The 23,162-nt window shown below is 65.7% G+C and carries 20 protein-coding genes; 15 read left to right on the top strand and 5 right to left on the bottom strand.

Translation table 11 applies throughout. The features are described 5' to 3' along the window. Window positions 1-136: 136 nt before the first annotated feature. From P6U30_RS30980 to P6U30_RS30945, 8 genes are all read left to right on the top strand, one after another. The gene (locus tag P6U30_RS30980; protein WP_407166558.1) at window positions 137-1,117 is read left to right on the top strand and encodes an AraC family transcriptional regulator; all 981 of its coding nucleotides are present in this window, start codon (window positions 137-139) and stop codon (window positions 1,115-1,117) included. Between the two features lie 241 nt (window positions 1,118-1,358). After that, window positions 1,359-2,570: an acyl-CoA dehydrogenase family protein gene (locus P6U30_RS30975; RefSeq protein WP_407166557.1), complete on the top strand. Its 1,212-nt coding sequence runs from the start codon at window positions 1,359-1,361 to the stop codon at window positions 2,568-2,570. Between the two features lie 206 nt (window positions 2,571-2,776). After that, window positions 2,777-3,895 carry a branched-chain amino acid ABC transporter substrate-binding protein gene (locus P6U30_RS30970; protein WP_407166556.1) on the top strand — a complete coding sequence of 373 codons (1,119 nt, stop codon included), beginning with the start codon at window positions 2,777-2,779 and terminating at the stop codon, window positions 3,893-3,895. A gap of 171 nt (window positions 3,896-4,066) precedes the next feature. Continuing rightward, entirely contained in the window at window positions 4,067-5,077 is a 1,011-nt protein-coding gene (locus P6U30_RS30965) for an OmpA family protein (protein WP_407166555.1), read from the top strand. A gap of 57 nt (window positions 5,078-5,134) precedes the next feature. Then, complete coding sequence (locus P6U30_RS30960; RefSeq protein ID WP_407166554.1) at window positions 5,135-6,160, top strand: hypothetical protein; 1,026 nt, start codon at window positions 5,135-5,137, stop codon at window positions 6,158-6,160. A gap of 118 nt (window positions 6,161-6,278) precedes the next feature. Next, the gene (locus P6U30_RS30955) at window positions 6,279-7,319 is read left to right on the top strand and encodes an aldo/keto reductase (protein WP_407166553.1); all 1,041 of its coding nucleotides are present in this window, start codon (window positions 6,279-6,281) and stop codon (window positions 7,317-7,319) included. Continuing rightward, complete coding sequence (locus P6U30_RS30950; RefSeq protein ID WP_407166552.1) at window positions 7,316-8,170, top strand: amidohydrolase family protein; 855 nt, start codon at window positions 7,316-7,318, stop codon at window positions 8,168-8,170. Before P6U30_RS30955 ends, P6U30_RS30950 begins: the two co-directional genes overlap by 4 nt. Before the next feature lie 120 nt (window positions 8,171-8,290). Next, complete coding sequence (locus tag P6U30_RS30945) at window positions 8,291-10,621, top strand: Tex family protein (protein ID WP_407166551.1); 2,331 nt, start codon at window positions 8,291-8,293, stop codon at window positions 10,619-10,621. Between the two features lie 89 nt (window positions 10,622-10,710). Here P6U30_RS30945 and P6U30_RS30940 read toward each other — a convergent pair whose 3' ends face one another. After that, window positions 10,711-11,580 carry a LysR family transcriptional regulator gene (locus P6U30_RS30940; RefSeq protein WP_407166550.1) on the bottom strand — a complete coding sequence of 290 codons (870 nt, stop codon included), beginning with the start codon at window positions 11,578-11,580 and terminating at the stop codon, window positions 10,711-10,713. Window positions 11,581-11,787: 207 nt separating this feature from the next. Here P6U30_RS30940 and P6U30_RS30935 point away from each other — a divergent pair, with 207 nt between their 5' ends. The 4 genes from P6U30_RS30935 to P6U30_RS30920 all read left to right on the top strand — a co-directional run bounded on the left by P6U30_RS30935 (window position 11,788) and on the right by P6U30_RS30920 (window position 15,533). After that, complete coding sequence (locus tag P6U30_RS30935; RefSeq protein WP_407166549.1) at window positions 11,788-12,543, top strand: molybdate ABC transporter substrate-binding protein; 756 nt, start codon at window positions 11,788-11,790, stop codon at window positions 12,541-12,543. Between the two features lie 214 nt (window positions 12,544-12,757). Next, entirely contained in the window at window positions 12,758-13,345 is a 588-nt protein-coding gene (locus P6U30_RS30930; RefSeq protein WP_407166548.1) for a hypothetical protein, read from the top strand. A gap of 111 nt (window positions 13,346-13,456) precedes the next feature. After that, window positions 13,457-14,149, top strand: coding sequence for a response regulator transcription factor (locus tag P6U30_RS30925; RefSeq protein WP_407166547.1), 693 nt, complete (start codon window positions 13,457-13,459; stop codon window positions 14,147-14,149). Next, the gene (locus tag P6U30_RS30920; RefSeq protein ID WP_407166546.1) at window positions 14,136-15,533 is read left to right on the top strand and encodes a sensor histidine kinase; all 1,398 of its coding nucleotides are present in this window, start codon (window positions 14,136-14,138) and stop codon (window positions 15,531-15,533) included. Before P6U30_RS30925 ends, P6U30_RS30920 begins: the two co-directional genes overlap by 14 nt. Window positions 15,534-15,846: 313 nt before the next feature. Here P6U30_RS30920 and P6U30_RS30915 read toward each other — a convergent pair whose 3' ends face one another. From P6U30_RS30915 to P6U30_RS30905, 3 genes are all read right to left on the bottom strand, one after another. Then, the gene (locus tag P6U30_RS30915; protein ID WP_407166545.1) at window positions 15,847-16,224 is read right to left on the bottom strand and encodes a response regulator transcription factor; all 378 of its coding nucleotides are present in this window, start codon (window positions 16,222-16,224) and stop codon (window positions 15,847-15,849) included. Then, a complete protein-coding gene (locus P6U30_RS30910) occupies window positions 16,221-17,087 on the bottom strand; it encodes a S1C family serine protease (protein WP_407166544.1) in 867 nt (288 codons plus the stop codon). The genes P6U30_RS30915 and P6U30_RS30910 overlap by 4 nt, the downstream gene beginning before the upstream one ends. A 107-nt stretch (window positions 17,088-17,194) precedes the next feature. Further along, window positions 17,195-18,208: an AraC family transcriptional regulator gene (locus P6U30_RS30905; protein ID WP_407166543.1), complete on the bottom strand. Its 1,014-nt coding sequence runs from the start codon at window positions 18,206-18,208 to the stop codon at window positions 17,195-17,197. Between the two features lie 261 nt (window positions 18,209-18,469). On the opposite strand from P6U30_RS30905, the gene P6U30_RS30900 reads away from it, so the two are divergent. The 3 genes from P6U30_RS30900 (at window position 18,470) to P6U30_RS30890 (ending at window position 21,686) form a co-directional block, all read left to right on the top strand. Beyond that, window positions 18,470-18,919, top strand: a complete 450-nt coding sequence (locus tag P6U30_RS30900; RefSeq protein WP_407166542.1) for a cupin domain-containing protein — start codon at window positions 18,470-18,472, stop codon at window positions 18,917-18,919. A 118-nt stretch (window positions 18,920-19,037) separates the two neighbouring features. Continuing rightward, window positions 19,038-20,531: a flavin-containing monooxygenase gene (locus P6U30_RS30895; protein WP_407166541.1), complete on the top strand. Its 1,494-nt coding sequence runs from the start codon at window positions 19,038-19,040 to the stop codon at window positions 20,529-20,531. Between the two features lie 87 nt (window positions 20,532-20,618). Next, complete coding sequence (locus tag P6U30_RS30890; RefSeq protein ID WP_407166540.1) at window positions 20,619-21,686, top strand: maleylacetate reductase; 1,068 nt, start codon at window positions 20,619-20,621, stop codon at window positions 21,684-21,686. A gap of 8 nt (window positions 21,687-21,694) precedes the next feature. On the opposite strand, the gene P6U30_RS30885 is transcribed toward P6U30_RS30890, so the two are convergent. Continuing rightward, the gene (locus P6U30_RS30885; RefSeq protein WP_407166539.1) at window positions 21,695-23,149 is read right to left on the bottom strand and encodes a GH1 family beta-glucosidase; all 1,455 of its coding nucleotides are present in this window, start codon (window positions 23,147-23,149) and stop codon (window positions 21,695-21,697) included. Window positions 23,150-23,162: the final 13 nt, after the last annotated feature.

Below are 23,162 nucleotides of genomic sequence, written 5' to 3'. Positions count from 1 at the left end.
CGGCCTGATCGGGCTATGAACCACACGGCGCGCGGCCCGACATAATGGTGTGTCCCGCATTCCAGCTCGGCCGTGCCGGACTGGCAAAAATCAGCCGCATCTGCGCGATGTGTCCCGCGGCCATAAGGATGAACTGATGACTTTGGGAGTGCGGGATATCGTCGATCTTCGGTTCTCAACCGCGGATTGGAGCGAACGCGACCGCTTGCCGATCTTCCGGGAGCAGATCGGCCGGATGATGGTGGGGCTCGATCCGGAGCCGCTGACCGATGGCGCGTTCCATGCCGAAGCGAACATACGTGAACTGCCTGGGCTCGGCATCGGATCCTGGACGTGCAGCAACTTGCGGATCGCAAGGCCGCGCGCACTGCTGCACGACGGCAAGGACGACTTTGTCCTGACCATCATCACGAGCGGCCAGGTTCGCGCCTCGCAGCGTGGTCGCGAGATCGACCTCGCCCCGGGGCAAGCGGTGCTGATGTCGGCTGCGGAGGCCGGCGAGATGGCCGGTAGCCCGTCGCCAAGCCGCTTCTTCGGCCTCCGGCTGCCCCGCAAAGCGCTCGCCGCGCTCGGCTCCAGTCCTCAAGACATGACGATGCGCGCCCTGTCGGCCAACACGGAAGCGCTGCGGCTGCTCGCATTCTACGTCAGGGAGCTGGACGACGGCTACCAGCTCGCGACACCTGAACTGGTCGACGCGGTCGTCAGCCATTTGACCGACCTTGGTGCGCTGATCATCGGCGCCAATCGGGACGGAACGGTGGTCGCCGAGGAACGCGGGCTGGCGGCCGCACGGCTCGCCGCGGTCAAGGCCGATATCAGCGAGAATCTCGGCTACGACCTGACGTTGTCCGCCGTGGCGGCGCGCCTCAAGCTCACGCCGCGTCATATCCAGCGGCTGTTCGAAGGCGCGGGGTCGACGTTCTCGGAATTCGTGCTCGGTCAGCGCCTGGCGCGCGCGCATCGGCTGCTGACCGATCCGCGTTGGACCGACAGCACGATCGGCACCATCGCATTCGAATCCGGGTTCGGCGATTTGTCCTACTTCAACCGCACGTTCCGCCGGCACTACGGTGCGACGCCGTCGGAAATCCGCTCCGCGCTGCGACGTCTCTGACCGAACTTATTCCCGCTCTGCAATGGCATGTCGTCACGGCCGGAGCCGGCATCGCGGCCTGCACGACCGCGCGGCAATGTCGGTTCAAGCCGTCGCTCGATGTCGTGTGTGTCCCATTCCCCGTCGCGTCCGTCCGAGCCTCATGTCCTCGACGCGCCTAAAAGGCTGCCCGCGGTGGATCGTCGCTTCGAGGAGATCCATCCATCACGGCGCTTCAGCCTAACGAGGAGAGGTCTTCGGAATGCGGTGGGACGAATCCATTTCTGACACCACGCGACCATCGTTCATCGAGATCGCAGCGGCTCTTGCGCCGCTCGTTCAGGCATCCGTGGAAGAGGGCGAGCGGTCGCGGCGGCTGCCTGCGCCGCTGGTCGAGGCGATGGCGCAGTCGGGTCTCTTTCGCCTCTGGATTCCGCGCAGCATGGGCGGTGAAGAAGCCGACCCCATGACCCTCACGCGGGTCGTCGAGGAAGTCTCGCGCGCCGACGGCGCCGCAGGTTGGTGCACGGCGATCGGCGGCGGATATGGCGCATTCGCCGGATATCTTCAGAGGGAGGCTGCGCTCGAAATCTACGGGAGCGATCCTCTCGTGAGACTTGCCGGAGGCTTGCGACCGTCAGGGAACGCTTTGGCCGTCGATGGCGGCTACCGCGTCACGGGCCGATGGCCACTCGGAAGCGGCTGCCAGCACTCCGCCTGGATCGTGGGCGGCTGCCGGATCTTCGACGACGATCAGCTCAGGCTGAGAGCCGACGGCACGCCGGTCACGCGCATCCTGCTGTTTCCTGCCGCTGAGTGCGAAATCCTCGATACCTGGCACAGCATCGGGCTCCGTGGCACGGGTAGCCATGACTATGGGGTCACCGACGTTTTCGTCCCGTCTGCGCGATCGCTTTCGCTTCGCGACCCTCCGGTGGAACAGGGACCGCTTTATGCGCTTCCGACCATCGCGATCTTCGGTGCTCTGCTCGCCGCCGTGCCGTTGGGAATCGCCCGCCACGCGATCGACATCCTATACGAGCTTGTGGGACGCAAGGTCGCGGCGCGCTCACGACAATTGCTCCGCGAGGATGCAACCACGCAAGCCAGCTTGGGACGCGCGGAGGCCTTGCTGCGCTCGGGGCGAGCTTTCCTCTACGATGCGCTCGATGACGCGTGGCGGGTCGTCAGCAACGGCAGCACGCTCAGCCTTGCTCAGCGCGCTACGCTATGGCTGGCATCGACCCATGCCGCAACCACCGCCAAGGAGGCGACCGAGCTTGCGTTCAGTGCGGGCGGCTCGGCATCCCCCTATGTGAGCAGCGGGCTCGAACGCTGCCTGCGCGATGTCCATGCGGCCACCCAGCACATCACCCTGGCACCCGCCAATTACCAGATGGCCGGCCAGGCGTTCTTGGGCTTGGACATGCGCGCGACCCCTCTGCTGTTCACGGATGATCGCAGCATGGAATAGCTGACGCGTATCGCGTCGGGGCCCCAGGGCGCGGTCACGCCAGTTCAAATTGTTGGCTGATGTCGCATAAGTCCAATTCGTCGTCGCGTCCGTCCGAGCCTCATCCTCACGACGCGCCTAAAAGGCGGCCCCCGGGTGATCGCCCCGCTGGGGAGACTCATCGATAGCGATGCATGGAGACGGCGAGGGCCGTCGAGGAGAATGTGATGAAGTTTTCGCTCCGACGATATTTTCTCGCGTTTGGCGCCGGCCTGGCGCTGTCCGGCGCCGCGACGGCCCAGGACATCAGTGTTGCCGTGGTCGGGCCGATGACGGGTTCAGAGGCGAGCTTCGGCCAGCAGTTCAGGAACGGCGCTGAACTTGCCGTTGCCGAGATCAACGCAGCGGGCGGGCTGCTCGGCAAGAAACTGAAGCTGGAGGTCGGCGACGACGCCTGCGATCCGAAGCAGGCGGTATCGGTCGCGCAGAAGATGGTCGGCATGAAGATCCCCTTCGTCGTCGGCCACTTCTGCTCGTCGACCTCGATCCCTGCGTCCGACACCTATGCCGACGGCGGCGTGCTAGAGATCACCCCCGGCTCGACCAACCCGCAATTCACCGAACGCGGATTGTGGAACACGTTCCGGGTCTGCGGCCGGGACGACCAGCAGGGCATGGTCGCCGCCGCCTACATCATCAAGAACTACAAGGGCAAGAACGTCGCGATCATCCACGACAAGACGACCTACGGCAAAGGCCTTGCCGACGAGACCAGGAACGCCATCAACGCAGCCGGCGTGCACGAGAAGCTCTACGAGGCCTACAACAAGGGCGACAAGGACTTTGCCGCGCTGGTGTCCCGCTTCAAGAAGGAGGCGATCGATCTGGTCTATGTCGGGGGCTACTATGCCGAGGCCGGACTGATCCTGCGCCAGATGCGTGACCAGGGAGTCAATGCCGTGCTGATGGGCGGCGACGCCCTGGTCGACAAGCAGTTCGCGGCGATCGCGGGACCGCTCGCCGAGGGCTCGCTGTTCACCTTCGCACCTGATCCGCGGAAGAAGGCGGCGGCCGCCGCGATCATGAAGAAGTTCAAGGACAAGGGCATCGATCCCGACGGCTACACCCTCTACAGCTACGCGGCGCTTCAAGTCTGGAGCGAGGCCGTCGACCGTGCCAGGACCACCGATGCCAGGAAGGTCGCGGCGGCCATCAAGGGTGGAAGCTGGGACACCGTGCTCGGCAAGATCAGCTACACGCCGAAGGGTGACATCACCCTGATCGACTACGTCGTGTACCGCCGCGACAAGGACGGCAACTACGCCGAACTCCCGCCGGGCCAGTGATCGCACGCCGCCACGTCGGCTTCCCCTGACCGACGTTGCGGCTGGCCACGCCTGGCTGCGCCGGCTCACAGCGCCAACTCATCAAGCCTCCGCCAGCCCCGGGGCGTTGGCGCTGTGATGCCTGCCGCGAAACATTCATTGAACGATAGCATCCAACCACCGGAACACCCGATGATCTCCCATCGACCGAAACTGGGCGCGATCCCTGCGTGCCTTGCCGCCGCGGCCCTGCTGGTCTTTGCCGTGCAGCAGGCGTCTGCCGCAGACAAGGCCGGCTGCCGCGATTTCGAAGGCATGATGCGCTTTCAGAATTCCTCGATCGCGCTGTGCGATTTAAGAAACTTTGCCGAGTACACGCTGCCGACCGGCAGGATCACCGGCTTCAACTTCCACACCAACGAGGCCGAGATCGAGGCGAGGCAGGAGCTCGAGGGGCGGCTCACCCAGTTGCTCTATACGGTGCCGAAGGGCGCGTCCTCCGCGGAGGTGTTCCGCAACTACCGCGATTATCTCGCGTCAGCCGGTTACCGCGTGCTCTATGAAGCGAAGGGACCGGATTTCGGTGCCGCGCAAGGCGGCTTCTTCGAGAGCAGGGGGCCGGGCGGTCAGATCATCGGCTACAGCACCGATCAGTCACGCTATCTCGCCGCGGTGAAAGACGACGGCGCGGCCAAGACCTATATCGCGCTCTACATCGTGGAATACGACGACGGCTACAACCCCGAGGTCAAGGTCGAGAAGGGCCAGGTGGTGGTCCGGCTGGATGCGGTTCAGACCGGCGAGCTAAAGAATGGCATGGTCCCAGTGTCGGCCTCGGAGATCGCCAAGCGGCTGGATACCTCAGGTCAGGTGGTCCTGTCCGGCATCCTGTTCGACTTCAACAAGTCGCAACTGAAGCCGGACTCGCGACCCGCGCTCGACGAGATCGCGGCCTTCCTGAAGAAGGATCCCGTACGCAAGGTCTATCTGGTCGGCCACACCGACAATGTCGGCGGGTTCGATTTCAATATGCAGCTCTCGCAGGCGCGCGCCGATGCCGTGGTGGCCGATCTCGTCTCGACCTACGGGATCAACCCAGCCCGTCTGAAAGGCTATGGCGCCGGTCTGCTCGCGCCGATCGCCAGCAACGCCACCGATGACGGCCGCGCCAAGAACCGCCGCGTCGAGCTGATCCCGCAATAGCGGCGGATGCTTGCGTCGCGCTTGGTCAATCAACGAAAGAGAAAACAAGTGTCTCAGATGAGCTTGGCCAATGAAGGCGGCCGCGGCGATGATGGCACGGCGGACCATCGCACCGGGCCATCGCAGCAAGCGCCGCACTCATATCCGTTGCTGGTTCGTGATCACGGCCTGGCGACGGCGCTGGGGTTGTTGCTCGAAACCCTGCCTTACGCGCTGGCGCGATGGGGTGTCCTGCTGGCTGTCGCCGCGGCGTGCATCGCTTGGATCGGGATCGCGGTCGGCGGCGCGGTGTGGCTTGGAACACATGTCGCGACGGCGTTCGGCGCCTGCTGGTTTCTCGGCCTCGCCCTCGCCGGCGGATGGGTCTGGGGTGCCGTGCTGCGATACGTGCTTCATGTGATCGCCTGCGGCCATGTCGCGGTGCTGACGGAGCTGATCACGCAAGGCCGCATCGGCGACGGCCGCGAGGGGCAGTTCGCCTATGGCCGGCGGATCGTCACGGCACGATTCGGCGAGGTCGCGGCGCTGTTCGGGCTTGGCGTCTTGGTTCGCGGCGTCCTGCGTGCCTTTCACAACGCGCTGGATACGCTCGGCGAATGGCTGCCGACCCCGGGCGTGAGCACGATCGTCGGCCTGATCAACACCATTCTGGCGGCGGCCACGCGCTATCTCGATAAGGTGGTGCTGTCCTACGATCTTGCGCGCGGCGGAGACGATCCGCGGCGCAATGTTCAGGATGGGCTGGTCTATTATTGCCAGAACGCCAAGCCGATCCTGACGACGTCGGTCTGGATGGTCATTGTCGAGCGCAGCTTGAGCATCCTGCTGTGCCTGGCATTGCTCATCCCCGCCGGCCTCGCCACGATGGCGTTGCCGGACGCGATCCGGGATAATGGCGCGCTGGTCACCGTTTCGGTCGCAGCCCTGCTGGCACTGACATTGCGCTCCGCCTTCATCCAGCCGCTGTTCCTGATCTGCATCATGATCCGCTTTCACACGCTGGTGCACGACCAGGCGATCAACGCGACCTGGGTCGGCTATCTCGACGGCCTGTCCGACAAGTTCAGGCAGATCGGCCGCTGAGCTCTGCGGCTGCGTTGTGGAATGGGCGATCAGCCTGCCTCGCATGCCGACTTGCGCGACCCGTGCTCGCGCAGTTAGTCTGCGCGCAAGCAAGAACAATTGCGAGCGAGGCGCGCCAATGAACCAATCCCCCCATCGAACGTCCCAGCCATTGCCACGCCGCAGGCTTGGCCGGACCGGACTCGATGTCTCGATCCTCGGCTTCGGAACTGCGCCGCTCGGCGATCTGTTTGCGCTGTTGGACGACGCCACGGCGATAGCGGCGGCGGAGCGCGCGTTCGCGCTTGGCGTCAACCTGCTGGATTCCTCGCCGCTTTATGGTCATGGCCTCGCCGAGCATCGCAGCGGAACTGCGCTGCGCCGCGTGGCGCGTGACGATGTCGTGGTCTGCACCAAGGTCGGGCGCTGGATGGATCCGTTCCACGGGCGCGGCAGCGGCTCCAATTTCGTCGGCGGCCAGCCGCACCACGCGGTGGTGGACTATTCCTATGACGGCACGATGCGTTCGGTGGAACAGTCGCTGCTGCGGCTCGGCCTCGACCGGATCGACTTGCTGCTGATCCACGATGTCGACGTCTGGACCCACGGCGCTGATGCGATCGAGCAACGCTTTCGCGAGGCGATGGACGGCGCCTATGTCGCGCTCGACAAGCTGCGCTCCGAGCGCGTCGTCAAGGGCATCGGCATCGGCGTCAACGAGGCCGAGATGTGCGTGCGCTTTGCCAGGGCCGGCACGTTCGACACCATGCTGCTCGCCGGCCGCTACTCGCTCCTGGAGCAGCCGGCGCTCGCCGAATTCCTGCCGCTTGCGCAGACACAAGGTATCGGTGTGATGCTCGGCGGCGTGTTCAATTCCGGTATTCTCGCCACCGGCGCCGTTCCTGGCGCCAAATACAATTACAAGGATGCGCCGCCGGACGTGATGCAAAAGGTCGCCGCGATCGAGCGCGTCTGCCGCGCCCATCACGTGGCGTTGTCGACCGCCGCGCTGCATTTCGCATTGGGGCATGCTGCCGTCGCCAGCCTCGTGCTCGGCGCGCAGACGCCGCAGGAGGTCGAACGCAACGTCGCCGCGCTGTCGGCACCGGTACCATCAGCGCTGTGGCGCGACCTGAAGGCCGAGCGTCTGCTCGACGACAACGCGCCGGTGCCGGCATGATGCGGATCGACGCGCATCACCATGTCTGGACGCTGGCGCGCGCCGATTACGGTTGGCTGACGCCCGAGCTCGCGCCGATCTATCGCGATTTCGGCCTCGCCGACCTGGCGCCGCATCTCGCAGCCGCCGGGATCGAGGGCACGATCCTGGTGCAGGCCGCGCCGACCGAGGCGGAGACGGCCTTCATGCTGGATATCGCCAAGGGGAGCGAGCTGGTGCGCGGCGTGGTCGGCTGGATTGACTTCGATGCAGACGATGCGGTGGCGCGGATCGATGCGATCGCGGCGCGCGAGTTGCTCGTCGGCCTGCGCCCGATGGTGCAGGACATCGCCGACGACGACTGGCTGCTGCGGCCGGCCCTGACCGCGCAGTGTGAAGCCATGGCGCGCCATGACCTCGTGTTCGACGCGCTGGTGCTGCCGCGGCATTTGCCGAGGCTGGTGCAGGTGGTCGATCGCCATCCTGACCTGCAATTCGTGCTTGACCATTTCGGCAAGCCGAACCTCGCCAGCGGCGACATAACGGCCTGGAAGGACGACGTCACGCGGCTCGCCACGCGCGCCAACGTCGTCTGCAAGCTCTCTGGCTTGGTCACGGAGGCGGCGCCGAACTGGAAAGTCGACGATCTGCGCGAGGCTGTCGAGCACGTCCTCGGCTGCTTCGGGCCGCAGCGGATGCTGTGGGGCAGCGACTGGCCGGTGGTCAATCTGGCCGGCGGTTATGCGAGCTGGTTCGCGGCCAGCGAAATCCTGTTGGCCGATCTGTCGGCGGATCAGAAGGCCGCGATCTACGGCGGCAATGCGGCGCGCATCTATTTGTCAAGTCGCGGAAGACACACTTCCCGGACATAACGCGCGTGGCGGCGCCAAATTTGATCCACAGCGCGCCTTGATGAATCAATCCGGGATGGTCCATAAGCGGCCTCCGCGCCGTCGGACGTCCGCCGGCGCCACGGGTTCAGAGAGACGAGCGTGGCCAAGATTCATCATCAGATTGCGCAGGAGCTGGGGGTTCGCGACGAGCAGGTCGAGGCGGCGGTGACGCTGCTCGACGGTGGCGCCACGGTGCCGTTCATCGCGCGATACCGCAAGGAGCTGACCGGCGCGCTCGACGATGCACAGCTCCGCACGCTAGAAGAACGCTTGACCTACTTGCGCGAGCTTGAGGAGCGCCGCACCGCAGTGCTCAATTCGATTCGCGAGCAGGGCAAGCTCGATGCCGCGCTGGAAGCCCAGATCATGGCGGCCGACAGCAAGGGCCGGCTCGAGGACATCTATCTGCCGTACAAGCCGAAGCGCCGAACCAAGGCGGAGATCGCCAAGGAGGCCGGCCTCGAGCCGCTGGCCGACCTGCTGCTGGCGCAGCCCGAGAGCGACCCGAACGAGGCTGCCGCACCGTTCGTCGATGCCGAGAAGCAGGTCGCCGACGTTGCTGCCGCGCTCGAGGGGGCACGCGCGATCCTGGTCGAGCGCTTCGCCGAGGACGCCGATTTGATCGGCGCGCTCCGCGAGGAGATGTGGTCGAACGGCATCATGGCGTCGACCGTCCGCACCGGCAAGAAGACCGAGGGCGAGAAGTTCAAGGACTATTTCGATTTCAGCGAGCCGCTACCGAAGCTGCCGTCGCACCGCATCCTGGCGCTGTTCCGCGGCGAGAAGGAAGAGATCCTCGACCTTCAGATCAAGCCGGAGGCGCAGCCGCCGGCGGCCGGCGTGCCCAGCGCCTACGAGCTGAAGATCATGCACCGCTTCGGCGTCTCCAACCAGGGACGCAAGGGCGACAAGTGGCTGGCGGAGACCGTGCGCTGGGCCTGGCGCACCAAGATCCAGATCCATCTCAACATCGATCTGCGGATGCGGCTGTGGACCGCGGCCGAGACCGAGGCGGTGCGCGTGTTCGCGTCCAACCTGCGCGACCTCTTGCTCGCAGCGCCGGCCGGCGCGCGCGCCACCATGGGGCTCGATCCCGGCTATCGCACCGGCGTCAAGGTCGCGGTGGTCGATGCCACCGGCAAGGTGCTGGCGACGACCGCGATCTTCCCACACGAGCCGCAGCGGCGCTGGGATGAAGCACTCGCGATCCTCGGCAAGCTCGCGATCGAGCATGGCGTCGAGCTGATTGCGATCGGCAACGGCACCGCATCGCGCGAGACCGACAAGCTCGCGACCGAATTGGTGAAGCGGCTGCCCGAGCGCAAGATGACCAAGATCGTCGTCTCCGAAGCCGGCGCCTCGGTCTATTCGGCCTCGGCCTTTGCCTCGCAGGAGCTGCCGGAGCTGGACGTCACCATGCGCGGCGCGGTCTCGATCGCGCGCCGCCTGCAGGATCCTCTTGCGGAGCTGGTCAAGATTGATCCGAAGGCGATCGGCGTCGGCCAATACCAGCACGATCTCGGCGAAGCCAAGCTGGCGCGCTCGCTCGATGCCGTGGTGGAAGACTGCGTGAACGCGGTCGGCGTCGATGCCAACACTGCCTCCGTGCCGCTGCTGGCGCGCGTGTCCGGCATCGGCCAGGGGCTGGCACAGAGCATCGTGCAGCACCGCGACGCCAACGGCCCGTTCAAGTCGCGCAAGGCGCTGAAGGACGTGCCGCGGCTCGGGCCGAAGGCGTTCGAGCAATGCGCGGGTTTCCTTCGCATCAACAACGGTGAGGACCCGCTCGACACCTCCGGCGTGCATCCGGAATCCTATCCTGTGGTGCGGCGCATCCTGGAGGCGACCAAAAGCGACATCAAGGCGCTGATCGGCAATGCCGAGGTGGTGCGCCAGCTCAAGCCGCAGGCCTTTGTCGACGACACGTTTGGTCTGCCGACCGTCACCGACATCCTGCGCGAGCTGGAAAAGCCCGGCCGCGATCCGCGTCCGGCGTTCAAGGCCGCGGTGTTCAAGGAAGGCGTCGAGGAGGTCAAGGACCTCAAGAAGGGCATGATCCTCGAGGGCACGGTGACCAACGTCGCCGCGTTCGGCGCCTTCGTCGATATCGGCGTGCACCAGGACGGCCTCGTGCACATCTCGGCGATGTCCAGGACCTTCATCAAAGACCCGCGCGAGGTGGTGAAGCCGGGCGATATCGTCAAGGTGAAGGTGCTGGACGTCGAGGTCGCGCGCAAGCGCATCGCGCTGACGTTGCGTCTCGACGACGAGGTCGGACCGAAGAAGGACAATGCCGGATCCTCGCGCGATTTTTCGCGTGGCAAGATGTCGTCATCGGCGCCGCGCCGGCCCGAGGCCCAGTCCGGCGGCGCACTCGCCGACGCCCTGCGCCGTGCCGCCGAGAAGAGCGGGCGCGGCAAGCCGACCTGAGGCGTTTACTCACGAGACACAAGGTGTCCGCTGCGCGGTGGGCCAAAGCGGACATGCAGCAGCAGGCCTGCCGCCCTGGAGGCGGGCCCCTATGGTTCCTCCTTGCCTTGGCCGAGGGGTCTCGCGACGTCGCGAAGGCAATCGGCGAACACCTGCGCGACCGGGCTCAGCATTCGACCCTTCAGGGTGAAGATTGCCGTCGGCAGATGCCATCGCGGCAAGGTGACGGGTAGCGCCTTTAGTAGATCAACTCCCGGACCGAAGCGCAGCGCGGAGCCCGGCACGAGTGTGAGATAGCGACCGGTGGCGAGCAGGCTGAAGCGCAGGTGTAACGAGTTGCTGAAGATCGTTGCTGCGGGGATCGGCAGCCTCGCGGCACGGAATGCTTCGACGAAAGGCGAGCCGGATTCCGCTTCCAGCGTCGACAGGATCCACGGCGCGTCGACAAGTTCCGACAGCGTCAGTTTGCGGCGACGCGACCAGGAGCTTTGCGGTCCAGCGACGACCACCAGCGGCTCGTAGAACAGAGGCTGCATGTCGATGTCGGAGTCGGGTGCCTCCGTCAGCAGGCGCGAGATCACGATTTCGCATTGACGCTCCCGGAGCAGGTTGAACTGATGCAGCGCTGTGCCTTGCTCCAGCCTGACACGCAGACGCGGCAGTCGTCGTGACAGACGCTCGATCGCCGCCGGCACGAGGCCGGCCGCCCACACCTCAGTGCAGGCGATGCGCAGCTCGCCGGCCTGGGGATCGGTAAGAAACGCGATCTCCTCGACGCTTTGCCGAAGCTCATCGAACACCGCGGTGCCGCGCTTGAGCAACGCCCTTCCGAACAACGTCGGCTCGATGCCGCGTGCCGTGCGGTCCAGCAGCGTCACTCCGAGTATCTGCTCGAGATTGGCGATGGTGCGCGAGATCACCGGCCGCGAGATGGCGAGACGCTCGGCGGCTTTCGCCATGCTGCTCTCCTCGACCACCGTCATGAAGATGTGGAGGTCGCGAGGCTTGAGAAATCGTCCGACCCTGTCCGCCCAGCGCATGCGTTGACGTACCTAAATGGCTACCAGCCTGTCGAATAATCGACCTTGTGGATACTCCTGTTCCGGCGCTGACTCCAGCTCCGGGTTCGAACTTTCGGCCCGACCCGCTCGAAGCAGGAGGTGGTGATGGGTGGCATTCGCATCGTAGCTGCAGCTCTGGTCGTGGCGATGAGCGCCGTTACCGCCAGTGCCGCCGAGATCACCGTTCTCAGCACTCCGACCATGAAGGGCGTGCTCAATGACCTGGCGCCCGCGTTTACGCGCGCGACGGGACATACGCTTGGGCTCATCTTTGAAGGCGTGCCTGTGCTCAAGCGGCAGATCGAAGCGGGCGAGGCGTTCGATGCGGTCTTCTTGCTGCCGGCGGCGATGGATGACCTTACCAAGTCGGGCAGGATTGTCGCAGGCTCGCGTTCGGATGTCGCTCGCACGGCCGCCGGCGTGGCGATCCGCGCCGGCGCGCCGAAACCTCAGGTCGGCACCAGCCAGGACTTGAAGCGAACGCTGCTCGCAGCGAGATCAATCTCCTATTCGCGCGACAGCGTGAGCGGCAGCTATTTTCTTCACTTGTTCGATCGCCTCGGAATCGCGGCCGAAGTGAAACCGAAGCTCCTGGTCGTGACGGGGCGGAGTCCGGTCGAGGCAGTCGCGCGCGGCGAAGCCGAGCTGACCGTGATTACTGTTCCAAACATCGTCGAGGTCGAGGGCGTTGTGCTCGCAGGGCTGCTTCCGGACGAGTTGCAGAACTATACCACCTTCAGTGTCGGCCTCAGCGCCAACGCCAGAGAGCCCAAGGCCGCCGAGCAATTGATCGCGTTCCTGCGTTCGCCGGCAGCCGCCGCTGCGCTCCGGAGCAAGGGATTGGAGCCCATTGTCCCCTGACGCACTGTTCTGCGGAACAAGGTCGTTGTCGCTTACCGGGATCTACGCCTTTTTGGAACGGCGAACCGTGATCTCGGCGGCTCGCCGAAGCTAACTTTGCCGTCAGAATCTGGCGCATTTGTAAGTTGAACAAGGCCGCCGGTTTGCGTCTCCTGATCCTCCTCTTTCTGCGGTGAAGGCCTTTCGCCGCAGCTCAACGAAGGAGGATCTTTCGATGAAGCACAGGCTCTTTACTGGTCTCGTCGCGGCGACGTTCGCCGTGGCGGTCGCGCTCGCGCCGCCTGTCCTTGCCCGCGGCGGCGGCGGTGGCATCGGTGGTGGTGGCGGCGGTCATGGCGGCGGTGGTGGCTTTGGCGGGGGTGGCGGCTTCGGCGGCGGCCATGGTGGCGGCGGCTTCGGTGGTGGGTTCGGTGGCGGCGGAATGCACGGCGGCGGTTTCGCCGGCGGAATGCATGGGGGAGGTTTCGCCGGTGGTATGCGCGGGGGCGGAATGGCGTTTGCCGGCGGCCCGCATTTCGGCGGCGCTCGTTTCGGCGGCGCGGGCTTTGGCGGTCCGCGCTTTGTGGGTGCACCGATGACACGCGCGGCATTTGCACCTGGACCGCGGTTTGCCGGTGCCGGATTCCGCGGCGCGCACTTCTTCCATCATCGCGCGTTCTTCCACCACCGCTTCCGTCACTTTGCCTTCTTCGGCGTCGGCGCGCCTTACCTGTATGCCGATTACTACGACGGCTGCTGGCGCAGGGCACGGACGCCTTACGGATGGCAGTGGGTCAACGTGTGCGGGGACTATTGGTACTAGCGCCACGAACCGCACGGTTGACGCGCGGTCGTCGCCAGGCGTTCCATCCAGCCCCGGAATGGGATAGTCTGGTGGCGGCCGTCGCGCGGGGCAATCGGAGAGTTTGGCACGATGCCCGGAGCTCACCGCCGTATTCTCGTCGTCGAGGATGATCCGGAGACCGCGGGTCAGCTCGTCGAGCAACTCACCACCAGCGGCTATGATGTCGATCTGGCTGCGAACGGTCGCGAGGCGCTCAATCAGGGTGCGGCACGCGACTACGCCGTGATCACGATCGATCGCATGCTTCCGGATATCGACGGCATTGCGGTCATGCGTCAGATGCGCGACGACGGCATCGCGGTGCCGTTTCTGATCATCAGCGCGCTCGGCGAGGTGGACGACCGCGTGCGGGGCTTGCGTGCCGGTGGCGACGACTATCTGGTCAAGCCGTTCTCCTTCGTCGAGTTGCTGGCGCGGCTGGAGGCGTTGGGCCGGCGCAGCGAGACCGTTGCCAAGGAGACCATCATGCGGGTCGGCGATCTCGCCGTCGATCTGATCTCGCGGACCGCGAGCCGCGGCAACCGGAGGATTCCGCTGCTGCCGAAGGAGTTCCAGTTGCTTGAATATCTCGTGCGCAACGAGGGCCGCGTGGTGTCGCGCGCCATGTTGCTGCAGCATGTATGGGATCTGCATTTCGATCCCTCGACCAACATCATCGACGTCTATGTCGGCCGGGTGCGACGCAAGGTCGACGACCAGCAAGCCTATCCGCTGATCCATACGATCCGCGGCATCGGGTACTGCCTCCGTGCTCCTGGCTAAGACTCTCCGGTCATCGACGTTCCGTCTGGCGTTGATCGCGATCGGCACCTTCGGCCTGATCGTCTCGGTGATCTTCGCCTATGTCTACTGGTCGACGGTCTCCTATGTGCGCAGCCGGTCCGATCGCGCGATCATGACCGAGCAGGCGAACCTCCGGGACGCTTATGCGCGGTCCGGACGCGACGCCGTGATCGCGCTGATCGGACGGCGTATCGCGGACAAGAGCTTTGCCGATCACGTCTACCTTCTCGTCGACCCCACATCGGCGGTGCTCGCCGGAAATCTTTCCGGTTGGCCGGCGAACGCCGCGGACCGAGGCTGGTCGGAGTTTCGCGCGCCGGCGCGGCCGCCCGCCTCGGGAGACCCGCTGGTACGGATCATGACCGGGACGCTGCCGAACGGCGATCGACTGCTGGTGGGGCGCGACATCGGCGATATTGATGACTTTACGGCACAGATTCGGGCGGCCGGTATTGCGGTCGTCGTGCTGATTGCTGTGCTCGCGGCCTCCGCCAGCATCGGGGTCACGCGGCGCACGGTCGGCCGGATCGAGTCGATCAATGCGACCAGCCGCGCCATCATGTTCTCCGGTCTTGATCAGCGCATCCCGCTCCGCGGCAGTCACGACGAATGGGATCGCGTCGCCGAGAATCTCAATCAGATGCTCGACCGCATCGAGACGTTGATGGGGGAGGTGAAGCAGGCCAGCGACAACATCGCGCACGATTTGCGCACGCCGCTGACCCGCATGCGCGGACGGCTCGAGAAGGCCTATCATCGTCCGCGCAACGGCGAGAACGATGCGGCGCTGATCGGCGACACCATTGCTGATCTCGATACCGTGCTTGCGATGTTCGCATCGATCACCCGGATTTCCGAGATCGAGACACGGGCCCGCAAGGACGCGTTTCGGACCGTCAATCTTGCCGAGATCGCAGGCGAGGTGGTCGAGCTCTACGATGCCGCCGCCGAGCGGGACACGACCCGCCTCGAACTGACCGGCGATGCCGAGGTGCCGTTGACCGGCGACCGCGACCTGTTGTTCGATGCGATCGCCAATCTCGTGGACAATGCCATCAAGCACGGCCGCGCCGGGGGGCGCGTTATCGTGACGTGCCGCAACAGCGGGGGCAGTGCGGTGATGTCGGTCGCCGACGACGGGGCCGGCATTCCCGCCAGCCAGCACGATCACGTCTTCAAGCGCTTCTATCGCCTCGAGCAGAGCCGCTACACGCCGGGAAACGGCCTCGGCCTCAGCCTGGTTGCGGCCGTCGCCAGCCTGCACGGCGCAACCATCGAACTGCGCGACAATTCGCCGGGCCTGTTGGTTACGCTCTGTTTCTGCAACGGACGGCAGGTCGCGCAGGTCGGTGCGAACGCGTGAGATGAGCACTCTCTTCAGGCTCCTCCCTCCTTGAGGGGCGAGAGTGCGAGTGTATGACTCGCAAATCGCGCCACACACTCATTGTCGTCCTGGCGAAAGCCAGGACCCAGTACCCCAAATGCTCATTGTCGCGCGACGCTGGGGGCATGATCGCGTTCATCATCAAAATGCGCTGGTTATGGGTCCTGGCTTTCGCCAGGACGACGAACGAGGAGTCTCCAGCAGAGACGGCAGAGTATCGGTCCGCCCTTCGCCGGGACGACACATGGAGATGTCTATGCCGTCTCCATCGCGTCTGCGTATGCCATCAGCCTCACAAATTAATCACCCCGCGCCTTGCGGCATGCGCGACCGCATCGGTGCGGCCGGTGGCGTCGAGCTTGTCGAGCAGGGAGCCGACGTGAAATTTGGCGGTGTGGACGGAGATGCCGAGGCGCTTGGCGATCATCTTGTTCGAGGCGCCCTCGGCGAGCAGCGCGAGCACGTCGAGCTCGCGCGGCGTCAGCTCGAATGCGCCAGGCGAGGCCGCCCTGTCGTGGTCGCGGGAGACGATTGCGGCCGCGGCAGGCTCGCCGGGCGCTGCGAGCCGCAAGCCGGCGATGCTGCCGAGCAGCGTCGCCAGCCGGTCTGCAAGGACGGGATCATCGATCTCGAGCGAGATCACGATCTCAGGTGCACTCTCATTGCTCACGTCTCCGGCCTCTCGCCGATCGTCACCCTGACATGCAGCGGCTCGCCGCCGCGACGGACGGTGAGGTCGACGACCCTGCCGACGCTCTGCGGTCCCAAGGTTCGCAGCATCGCCCGCACGCCGGACAGGCGCTCATCGTTGACTGCAACGATCACGTCGCCCTGCCGGATGCCGGCGGCCGCCGAGGGGCCGTTCTTGTCGACGTTCATCACCATCACTCCGATGCCGTCGTCGACGCGGACCGGCTGCAGGCCGAGGCCAAGATATCCGCGGGCGATGCGGCCAGAGCTCTCGAGCTGCGGCGCGACGCGCTCGATGGTGGCGGTCGGAATCGTCAGCACGCGGCGAGGGCCCAGCACGGCCATGCCGAACGGCTCTCCCGATGCGTTCAGCGCCAGTCCGCCCTGCTGGCTGTGCCGCAACCGGACGTCCAATTCGATCCGCGCGTCGATGTCGCCGCCGCGCAGGCTGCGCCAGGCCGGGCCCGACAGCGAGACCATGCCGAGCCGCGCGGTCGGCGCGCCGCGGTCCGCCGCGACGACGATCGCCAGCGATCCGAGGGCGGGAACGGTGGCCGACAGCTTGAGCGGTGCGACGTCGGCGTCGAACCGCAGCAGCGCGATGTCGGTGGTGTGGTCGCGCCCGGCGATGGTCGCCGGCCGCCGGCTGCCGTCGGAAAGCTGGATCTCGATCTCGCCGTCGTCGGCCAGCGCCTCGTCGGCGGTGATGACGAGGCCGGGCTTCCAGACGAAGCCGGACGCGCGCAGACGGTGCGAATGCACGGAGACGACGGCGGGCGCGGTGCGCGCGATGGTTTCCGAGAGGGCAGATGACAGCGAGGAGAGGGTGGTCGGGTCGGTCATGGGAAACTCCGTTGGCTTCCCTCAATCTGGGATGTTGCGGCGGACGGCGGAACTGGCCGGATGGGCAGGGCCAAGCGGTGCGCCGACACGGGTGCTCGGGCGGACGCTCAGCTCAGGCCGTGCAGAGTGGCCTTCGGGCTCTCGCCGAACTTGGCGCGATAGGCGCTCGCCATACGGCTCAGATGGGTGAAGCCGAGCTCGAATGCAATATCGACGATGCGCTCGCCCGGACGCGCCGTCTTCAGGCGCGCGTTGAGCTGGGCGAGGCGGATGTCGAGCAGCATCTCGCTGACGGTGGTGCCGAAATGACGGCGGAAGCCGAGCTGCAGTGCGCGGATGCCGGTACCCGCGACCCCCGCAAGCTCAGCAAGATCCAGCGGCTCGGTCGTACGTGTCTCCAGATAGGCCCGCGCCCGTTTCAGCGCGGCCGGCTGCGTCTCGGCGCGGCCGTTGAAGACAGCGATGGCGGAGCGCAGGCTGTGCCGTTGCTCGGTCAGTAGGGCGTTGAGCAACGACTCGCGCCACTCGGCCGCGGCCAATCTGGGCAACGCCTTGTGTGGGCCGAGCCGCTCCGCGAGCGCAACCAGATGGTCGATCCTCGCGGCAATCGCCTGGCCGAGCGACCCGGTGAGTTCGATCGCCGGATCGAATTCGACCGCGCGCACGGCTGCGCCGCCAAGCGCGGCGGCGCGATGCTCCACCAGCTTGCGATCGAGCAACAGGATGAGCTGGGCGCAATCGCCGCGCCACGTCATGTCGGTCGGAATCGTCGGCGACAGCAGCGACGCGCAGACGGCTGGTCCGGTCATCACCTCGCGTGCCGCGGTGCGGATCGCGGCCGAACCATGGAGCGGGACCTGCAGCAGAAAGAAGCGGTCAAGACAGCCGGGATTGATCGCAACCGATCCGCCATAGGCGACGTAGTTGACTGAGAAGCCGTCAAAGCCCGCGCAATTGTGGGATGCGAAGAAGTCTCCTTCGGAGCGGTCGACCGGCGTCAGGTCGTGCGGACAGAAGATGCGTCCGATCGCCTCGGCCGCGTCGTCGACGCGCGCCGTCGCGACCCGCGCGAAATCCGTGAGCCTCGCCTTTGCCGAAACCTCGTTGCTCGCCGCAGTCACGCCGGCCGTCCGAAGTTGTTTGAGGTCTAAAACATCATGTAGCCTAGTGCATCCCGCGGCAAAGGGGAACGCCGTTTCGTCACGCAGTGCGCCCGATCGGCGGGCAGGCGGATGCGGAGGCATTGGGCAGAAGCCGGCCAGCTCGCCGCTCTCGCATTGCAGCATGATCGCGTCGGATGCGGATTCGTTTATCGGCTAGACAGCCTCGCCCGCCGGCGACAGGCTCGGTGCCGGCAATGCGCACCAACTGGAGAGGACGACATGGGCACGCTCGAAAAAGGCATCACTCGAAACGGCACCGGCTACGGCGGCAAGACCTGGAATATCCTGGGTCAGGTCTACTACCCGAAAGCCATCACCGACTCGACCTTCGCGTTCGAAACCAACAGTGATCCCGGCCAGTTCGTGCCGGTGCACATCCACCCGACGCAGGACGAGTTCATCCTGGTGCAGGAAGGCGTGCTCGACCTCAAGCTCGACGGGGTCTGGGTGCAGGCCAAGGCCGGCGATCTCGTGCGCATGCCGCGCGGCGTCCCCCACGGCTACTTCAACAAGTCGGACAAGCCGGCGCGGGCGCTGTTCTGGGTGTCGCCGATGCAGAAGCTCGAGGCGCTGTTCGAGAAGCTACACAATCTGCAGGACCCGGTCGAAGTGGTGCGCATCTCCGCCGAGCATGAGGTGGATTTCCTGCCGCCGGAAGCGAACGACTAGGCACACAGCCAAAGCAGACAGCGCATGCGACGCAACGATCGCCGGAGCAGGCTCCGGCGATGACGAGAACGCGTGCGCTTACGGAAATGGACCTGTTCACTCATCTCGGAGCGGTTTCATGATCAAGCAGAAGCACGTGTGCGTCATCGGTGCCGGCGTGTCGGGGCTTGCCGCAGGCAAGGCGTTCGCCACGCGGGGCCATAAGGTGACCATCATCGAGCGCAGCGGCGATCTCGGCGGGGTCTGGGAGCCGGCACGCTCCTATCCTGATGTGCAAACGCAGAGCCCGAAGGAGCTCTATCGCTACACCGACAAGGCGATGCCGGAGGCCTATCCGGAATGGCCGAAGGGACCGCAGGTCCATGCCTATCTGCGCGACTATGCCCGCAGCCACGGGATCGACCGCGCAATCCGCTACGATACCAAGGTGGAGGCCATGAGCCGGCGGGCCGATGGCAGTCCGGGCTGGACGCTCGCGCTGCGCTCGACCGATGGCGCCACCGGCCATGAGGATTTCGATTTCGTCGCCGTTTGCACCGGACAGTTCAATGAGCCGCAGACGCTGCCATTGCCCGGCGAGGACGGCTTCAAGGCCCAGGGCGGTCAGATCCTGCATTCGTCGCAATATGGCGACCCGGCGCTGGCCGAGGGGCGCAAGGTCGTCGTGCTCGGCGGCTCGAAATCGGCCACCGACATCGCGGTGAATGCGGTCAATTCCGGCGCCAGCGAGGTGACGATCGTGTTTCGCGAGCCGGTGTGGCGGATCCCGTACTTCGTCGGCGGGCTCGTGAACTTCAAGCGGATTCTCTACATCCGCGCCCAGGAACAGATGTTCGCGAGCTGGGGCATTGGCCCGATGGGCCGTCTTGTCCATGCGGTTGCAAAGCCGTTCGTGTGGGCGAACTGGCGTGGGCTCGAGAGCATGCTGAAAATGCAGCTCAAGCTCAAGCAGTGCAACATGGTGCCGAAGGAGCGGATCGAGGACGGCGTCAACTGCTCGGTGCCGATCGCAACTCCCGGCTTCTATCCGATGGTCGCCGATGGCCGCATCAAGGCGGTGCGCGGCACCTTCGATCATTACGACGGCAATACCGTCGTGACCAGCGGCGGCCGGCGCATCGCGGCCGACGTCGCGGTGCTCGCAATCGGCTACAAGCTCGGGGTGCCGTTCCTCCCGGAGGCCTATCGGGCGAAGCTGGTCGAGCCCGACGGCCAGTACCGGCTCTATCGCCTGATCGCCAATCCCGATCTGCCGGACATGGGCTTCGTTGGCTTCAACTCGAGTTTCTGCACGGTGTTGTGCGCCGACCTCGCCGCGAACTGGCTGGTGCGTTACGCCGACGGTCAACTTGTGCGCCAGCCGAGCGCGGCCGAGATGCATGACAACATCGCGATGATGCTGAACTTCAGGCGGGTCGAGCGACCGGCGGCGGGCGTCTATGGCGGGCTGTGCGTCGCGCCCTATCACTTCAAGCATTTCGACGAGCTGTTGGCCGATATCGGCGCCAAGACCTGGCGCCGCAATCCACTCGTCGAGAGGTTCACGCCGCCCGATGCGGACGCTTATGCGCGCTTCCTCGCGACTGCGCCCGACTACACGGCGGTGGCGTGAGAAACGTCACGGTTGACTGGATCAGGGATGTGGGTGAAACCCGTTGCCGTCCGGCGATGACACGCTTGGCCTCAGCGGGGAAGCATTATGTCGCAGTCCTTCACCTATCAGGTCAGCCCGATGCGGGTGGTGTTCGGCATCGGCACCATCGCTAGTCTTAAGGACGAACTCGAGCGTCTCGGCATCAAGCGCGCGCTGGTGCTGGCGAGCCGGCGACAGCAGTCCGAGCTCGGCGATCTCGCGGCATTGGCCGGCGACCACATGGCCGGACTATTCGACGGCGCGGTGGTGCATACGCCGGTCGCGGTGACGGAGCGGGCGATGCAGGTGGTGCGCGCTCTGAAGCCCGACGGCGTCGTTGCGATTGGTGCGGGCGCCGCGACCGGCTTGAGCAAGGCGATCGCGCTGCGCACAGATCTGCCGCAATTGATCGTGCCGACCAGCTACGCCGGGTCTGAAATGACGCCGGTGCTGGGCGAGACCGTCGACGGCGTCAAGACCACGCAAGCGTCGCCGAAGATTTTGCCCGAGGCCGTGATCTATGACGTCAATCTCACCGTGTCGATGCCGGGAAGATTCTCCGCGATCTCCGGCCTCAACGCGATCGCGCACGCCGCCGAGGCGCTGTATGCGCGCGACGGCAATCCGATCACCTCGTTGATGGCGGAAGAGGCGATTGCGAAGCTCGCCGCGTCGCTGCCGGAGGTGATTGCGCGACCGCGCGATCTCGAGGCGCGCTCGGATGCGCTCTATGGCGCCTGGCTATGCGCCGTCTGCCTCGGCACCGTCGGCATGGCGCTGCATCACAAGCTCTGCCACACGGTCGGTGCATTGTTCGACCTGCCGCACGCCGAGACCCATGCGGTGCTGCTGCCGCACACCATCGCCTACAACACGCCGGCCGCACCGGAGGCGATCGGCCGTGCCGCGAAGGCGCTTGGTGCGGCCGACGCGGCCACTGGCTTGTTCGATCTGTCGACCCGGCTTGGCGCGCCGCGCTCGCTCGCAGAGATCGGCATGCCCGAAGACGGCATCGCGCGGGCCGCCGCGCTCGCGATCAAGAATCCCTATTGGAATCCGCGCCCGATCGAGGAGAGCGGAATTCGCGATCTGCTCAGGCGGGCGTGGGCCGGTGCGAAGCCGCGAGCCGGCTAAGGAAGCCGTCACACCCCGATCGCATTGCGCGCGATCACGTCGCGATAAAATGCCGCGCTCAGCTTCGGCACGCGCGCCTGGGTCTCGAAATCGACCCGGTACAGGCCGAAGCGCTTCTCGTAGCCGAAGATCCATTCGAAATTGTCCATCAGGCTCCACAGGAAGTAGCCGTGGACCGGGACGCCATCGGCGGTGGCGCGCTGCAGTTGAGCGAGATAGTTGCGCAGGAACATGATGCGATCGACGTCGTAGATTTGCCCGTCCGGATGCAGCTTGTCCTCGCCGGACGTTCCGTTCTCGCTGATATAGATGCTCTTGATGTTCCAGAGCTTGGCGGCAATGCGCGGCGCCCAGTAGATCACCTCCGGCGCGATCCGCAGCCATTCCGAGTTCATGTGCGGGAACGACGCCGGCATCGGCAGCGGTCGCCAGCCCGGCGCCCGGTCGGTGGCGACGATGTAGACCTGTGGGGCGTAGACGTTCAGGCCGACGAAATCGTTGGGCTGCGAAATGATCTTCAGCTCGTCCGCGCTGAATTTCGGCGCGTCCGCGCCGGCCCATTGCAGGAAGGCTTCCGTGTACTTGCCGTCGAGAACGACCCCGAGAAAGCCCGCATTGAGTTCACGCGTCGCGATCTCGGTGGCGCGGATGTTCTCCGGCGTGTTGATCGCGGGGACGCAGGCGGTGATGTTCTCGGCCGGGCCGACCCGTGTGCCGGCACGGCCCTTGGCGCGGATCGCCTGCACCGCAAGCCCATGCGCCAGTGCGACGTGGTGGCGGGCCTGGTTCACTTCCGCGTGCGACAGCTTCAAGCCGGGCGCATCGATGCCGAGGCCGTAGCCGAAGGGCAGGAAGCGCCCGACCTCGTTGAGGGTGAAGATGTTCTTGACGCGATCCGTTAGCCGCTCTGCAACATAGCCGGCATAATCGCCGAACGCCTTCGATGTCTCGCGCGAGCGCCAGCCGCCGACCCGGTCCTGCAAAGCCTGCGGCAGGTCCCAGTGATAGAGCGTGGCGTAAGGCTCGATGCCGTTCGCCAGCAGTTCGTCGACCAAGCGGTGGTAGAAGTCGAGGCCCTTCGGGTTCGGCGCGCCGATGCCGTCCGGAAACACCCGCGGCCAGGCGATCGAGAAACGATAGGCCCTGGCGCCGAGATCCTTGATGAGACGAACGTCCTCCTTGTAGCGGTGATAGTGATCATTGGCGCGATCGCCGTTGGTGCCGTCCTCGATCTTGCCCGGCGTGTGGGTGAAGGTGTCCCATATCGAGCGGCCACGGCCGTCCTCGTTGACCGCGCCCTCGACCTGGTAGGACGACGTCGCGGTGCCCCAGACGAAGCCGGCGGGAAAGCTCGCGCCGTCCGGCCGCGGTGGCGTCTTCGCGGCCCGGGCCGGGGCCGACACGCCGAGTGCCGAGAGGCCTGCGAGGCCCGCGAACTGCCGGCGCGAGAATTTACCGAACATCATTGGCTCCCGT

Origin of the sequence: Bradyrhizobium sp. ORS 111, assembly GCF_045571485.1 — a bacterium.
Classification (GTDB): Bacteria; Pseudomonadota; Alphaproteobacteria; order Rhizobiales; family Xanthobacteraceae; genus Bradyrhizobium.
This window is presented reverse-complemented; position numbering and strand designations above follow the sequence as displayed.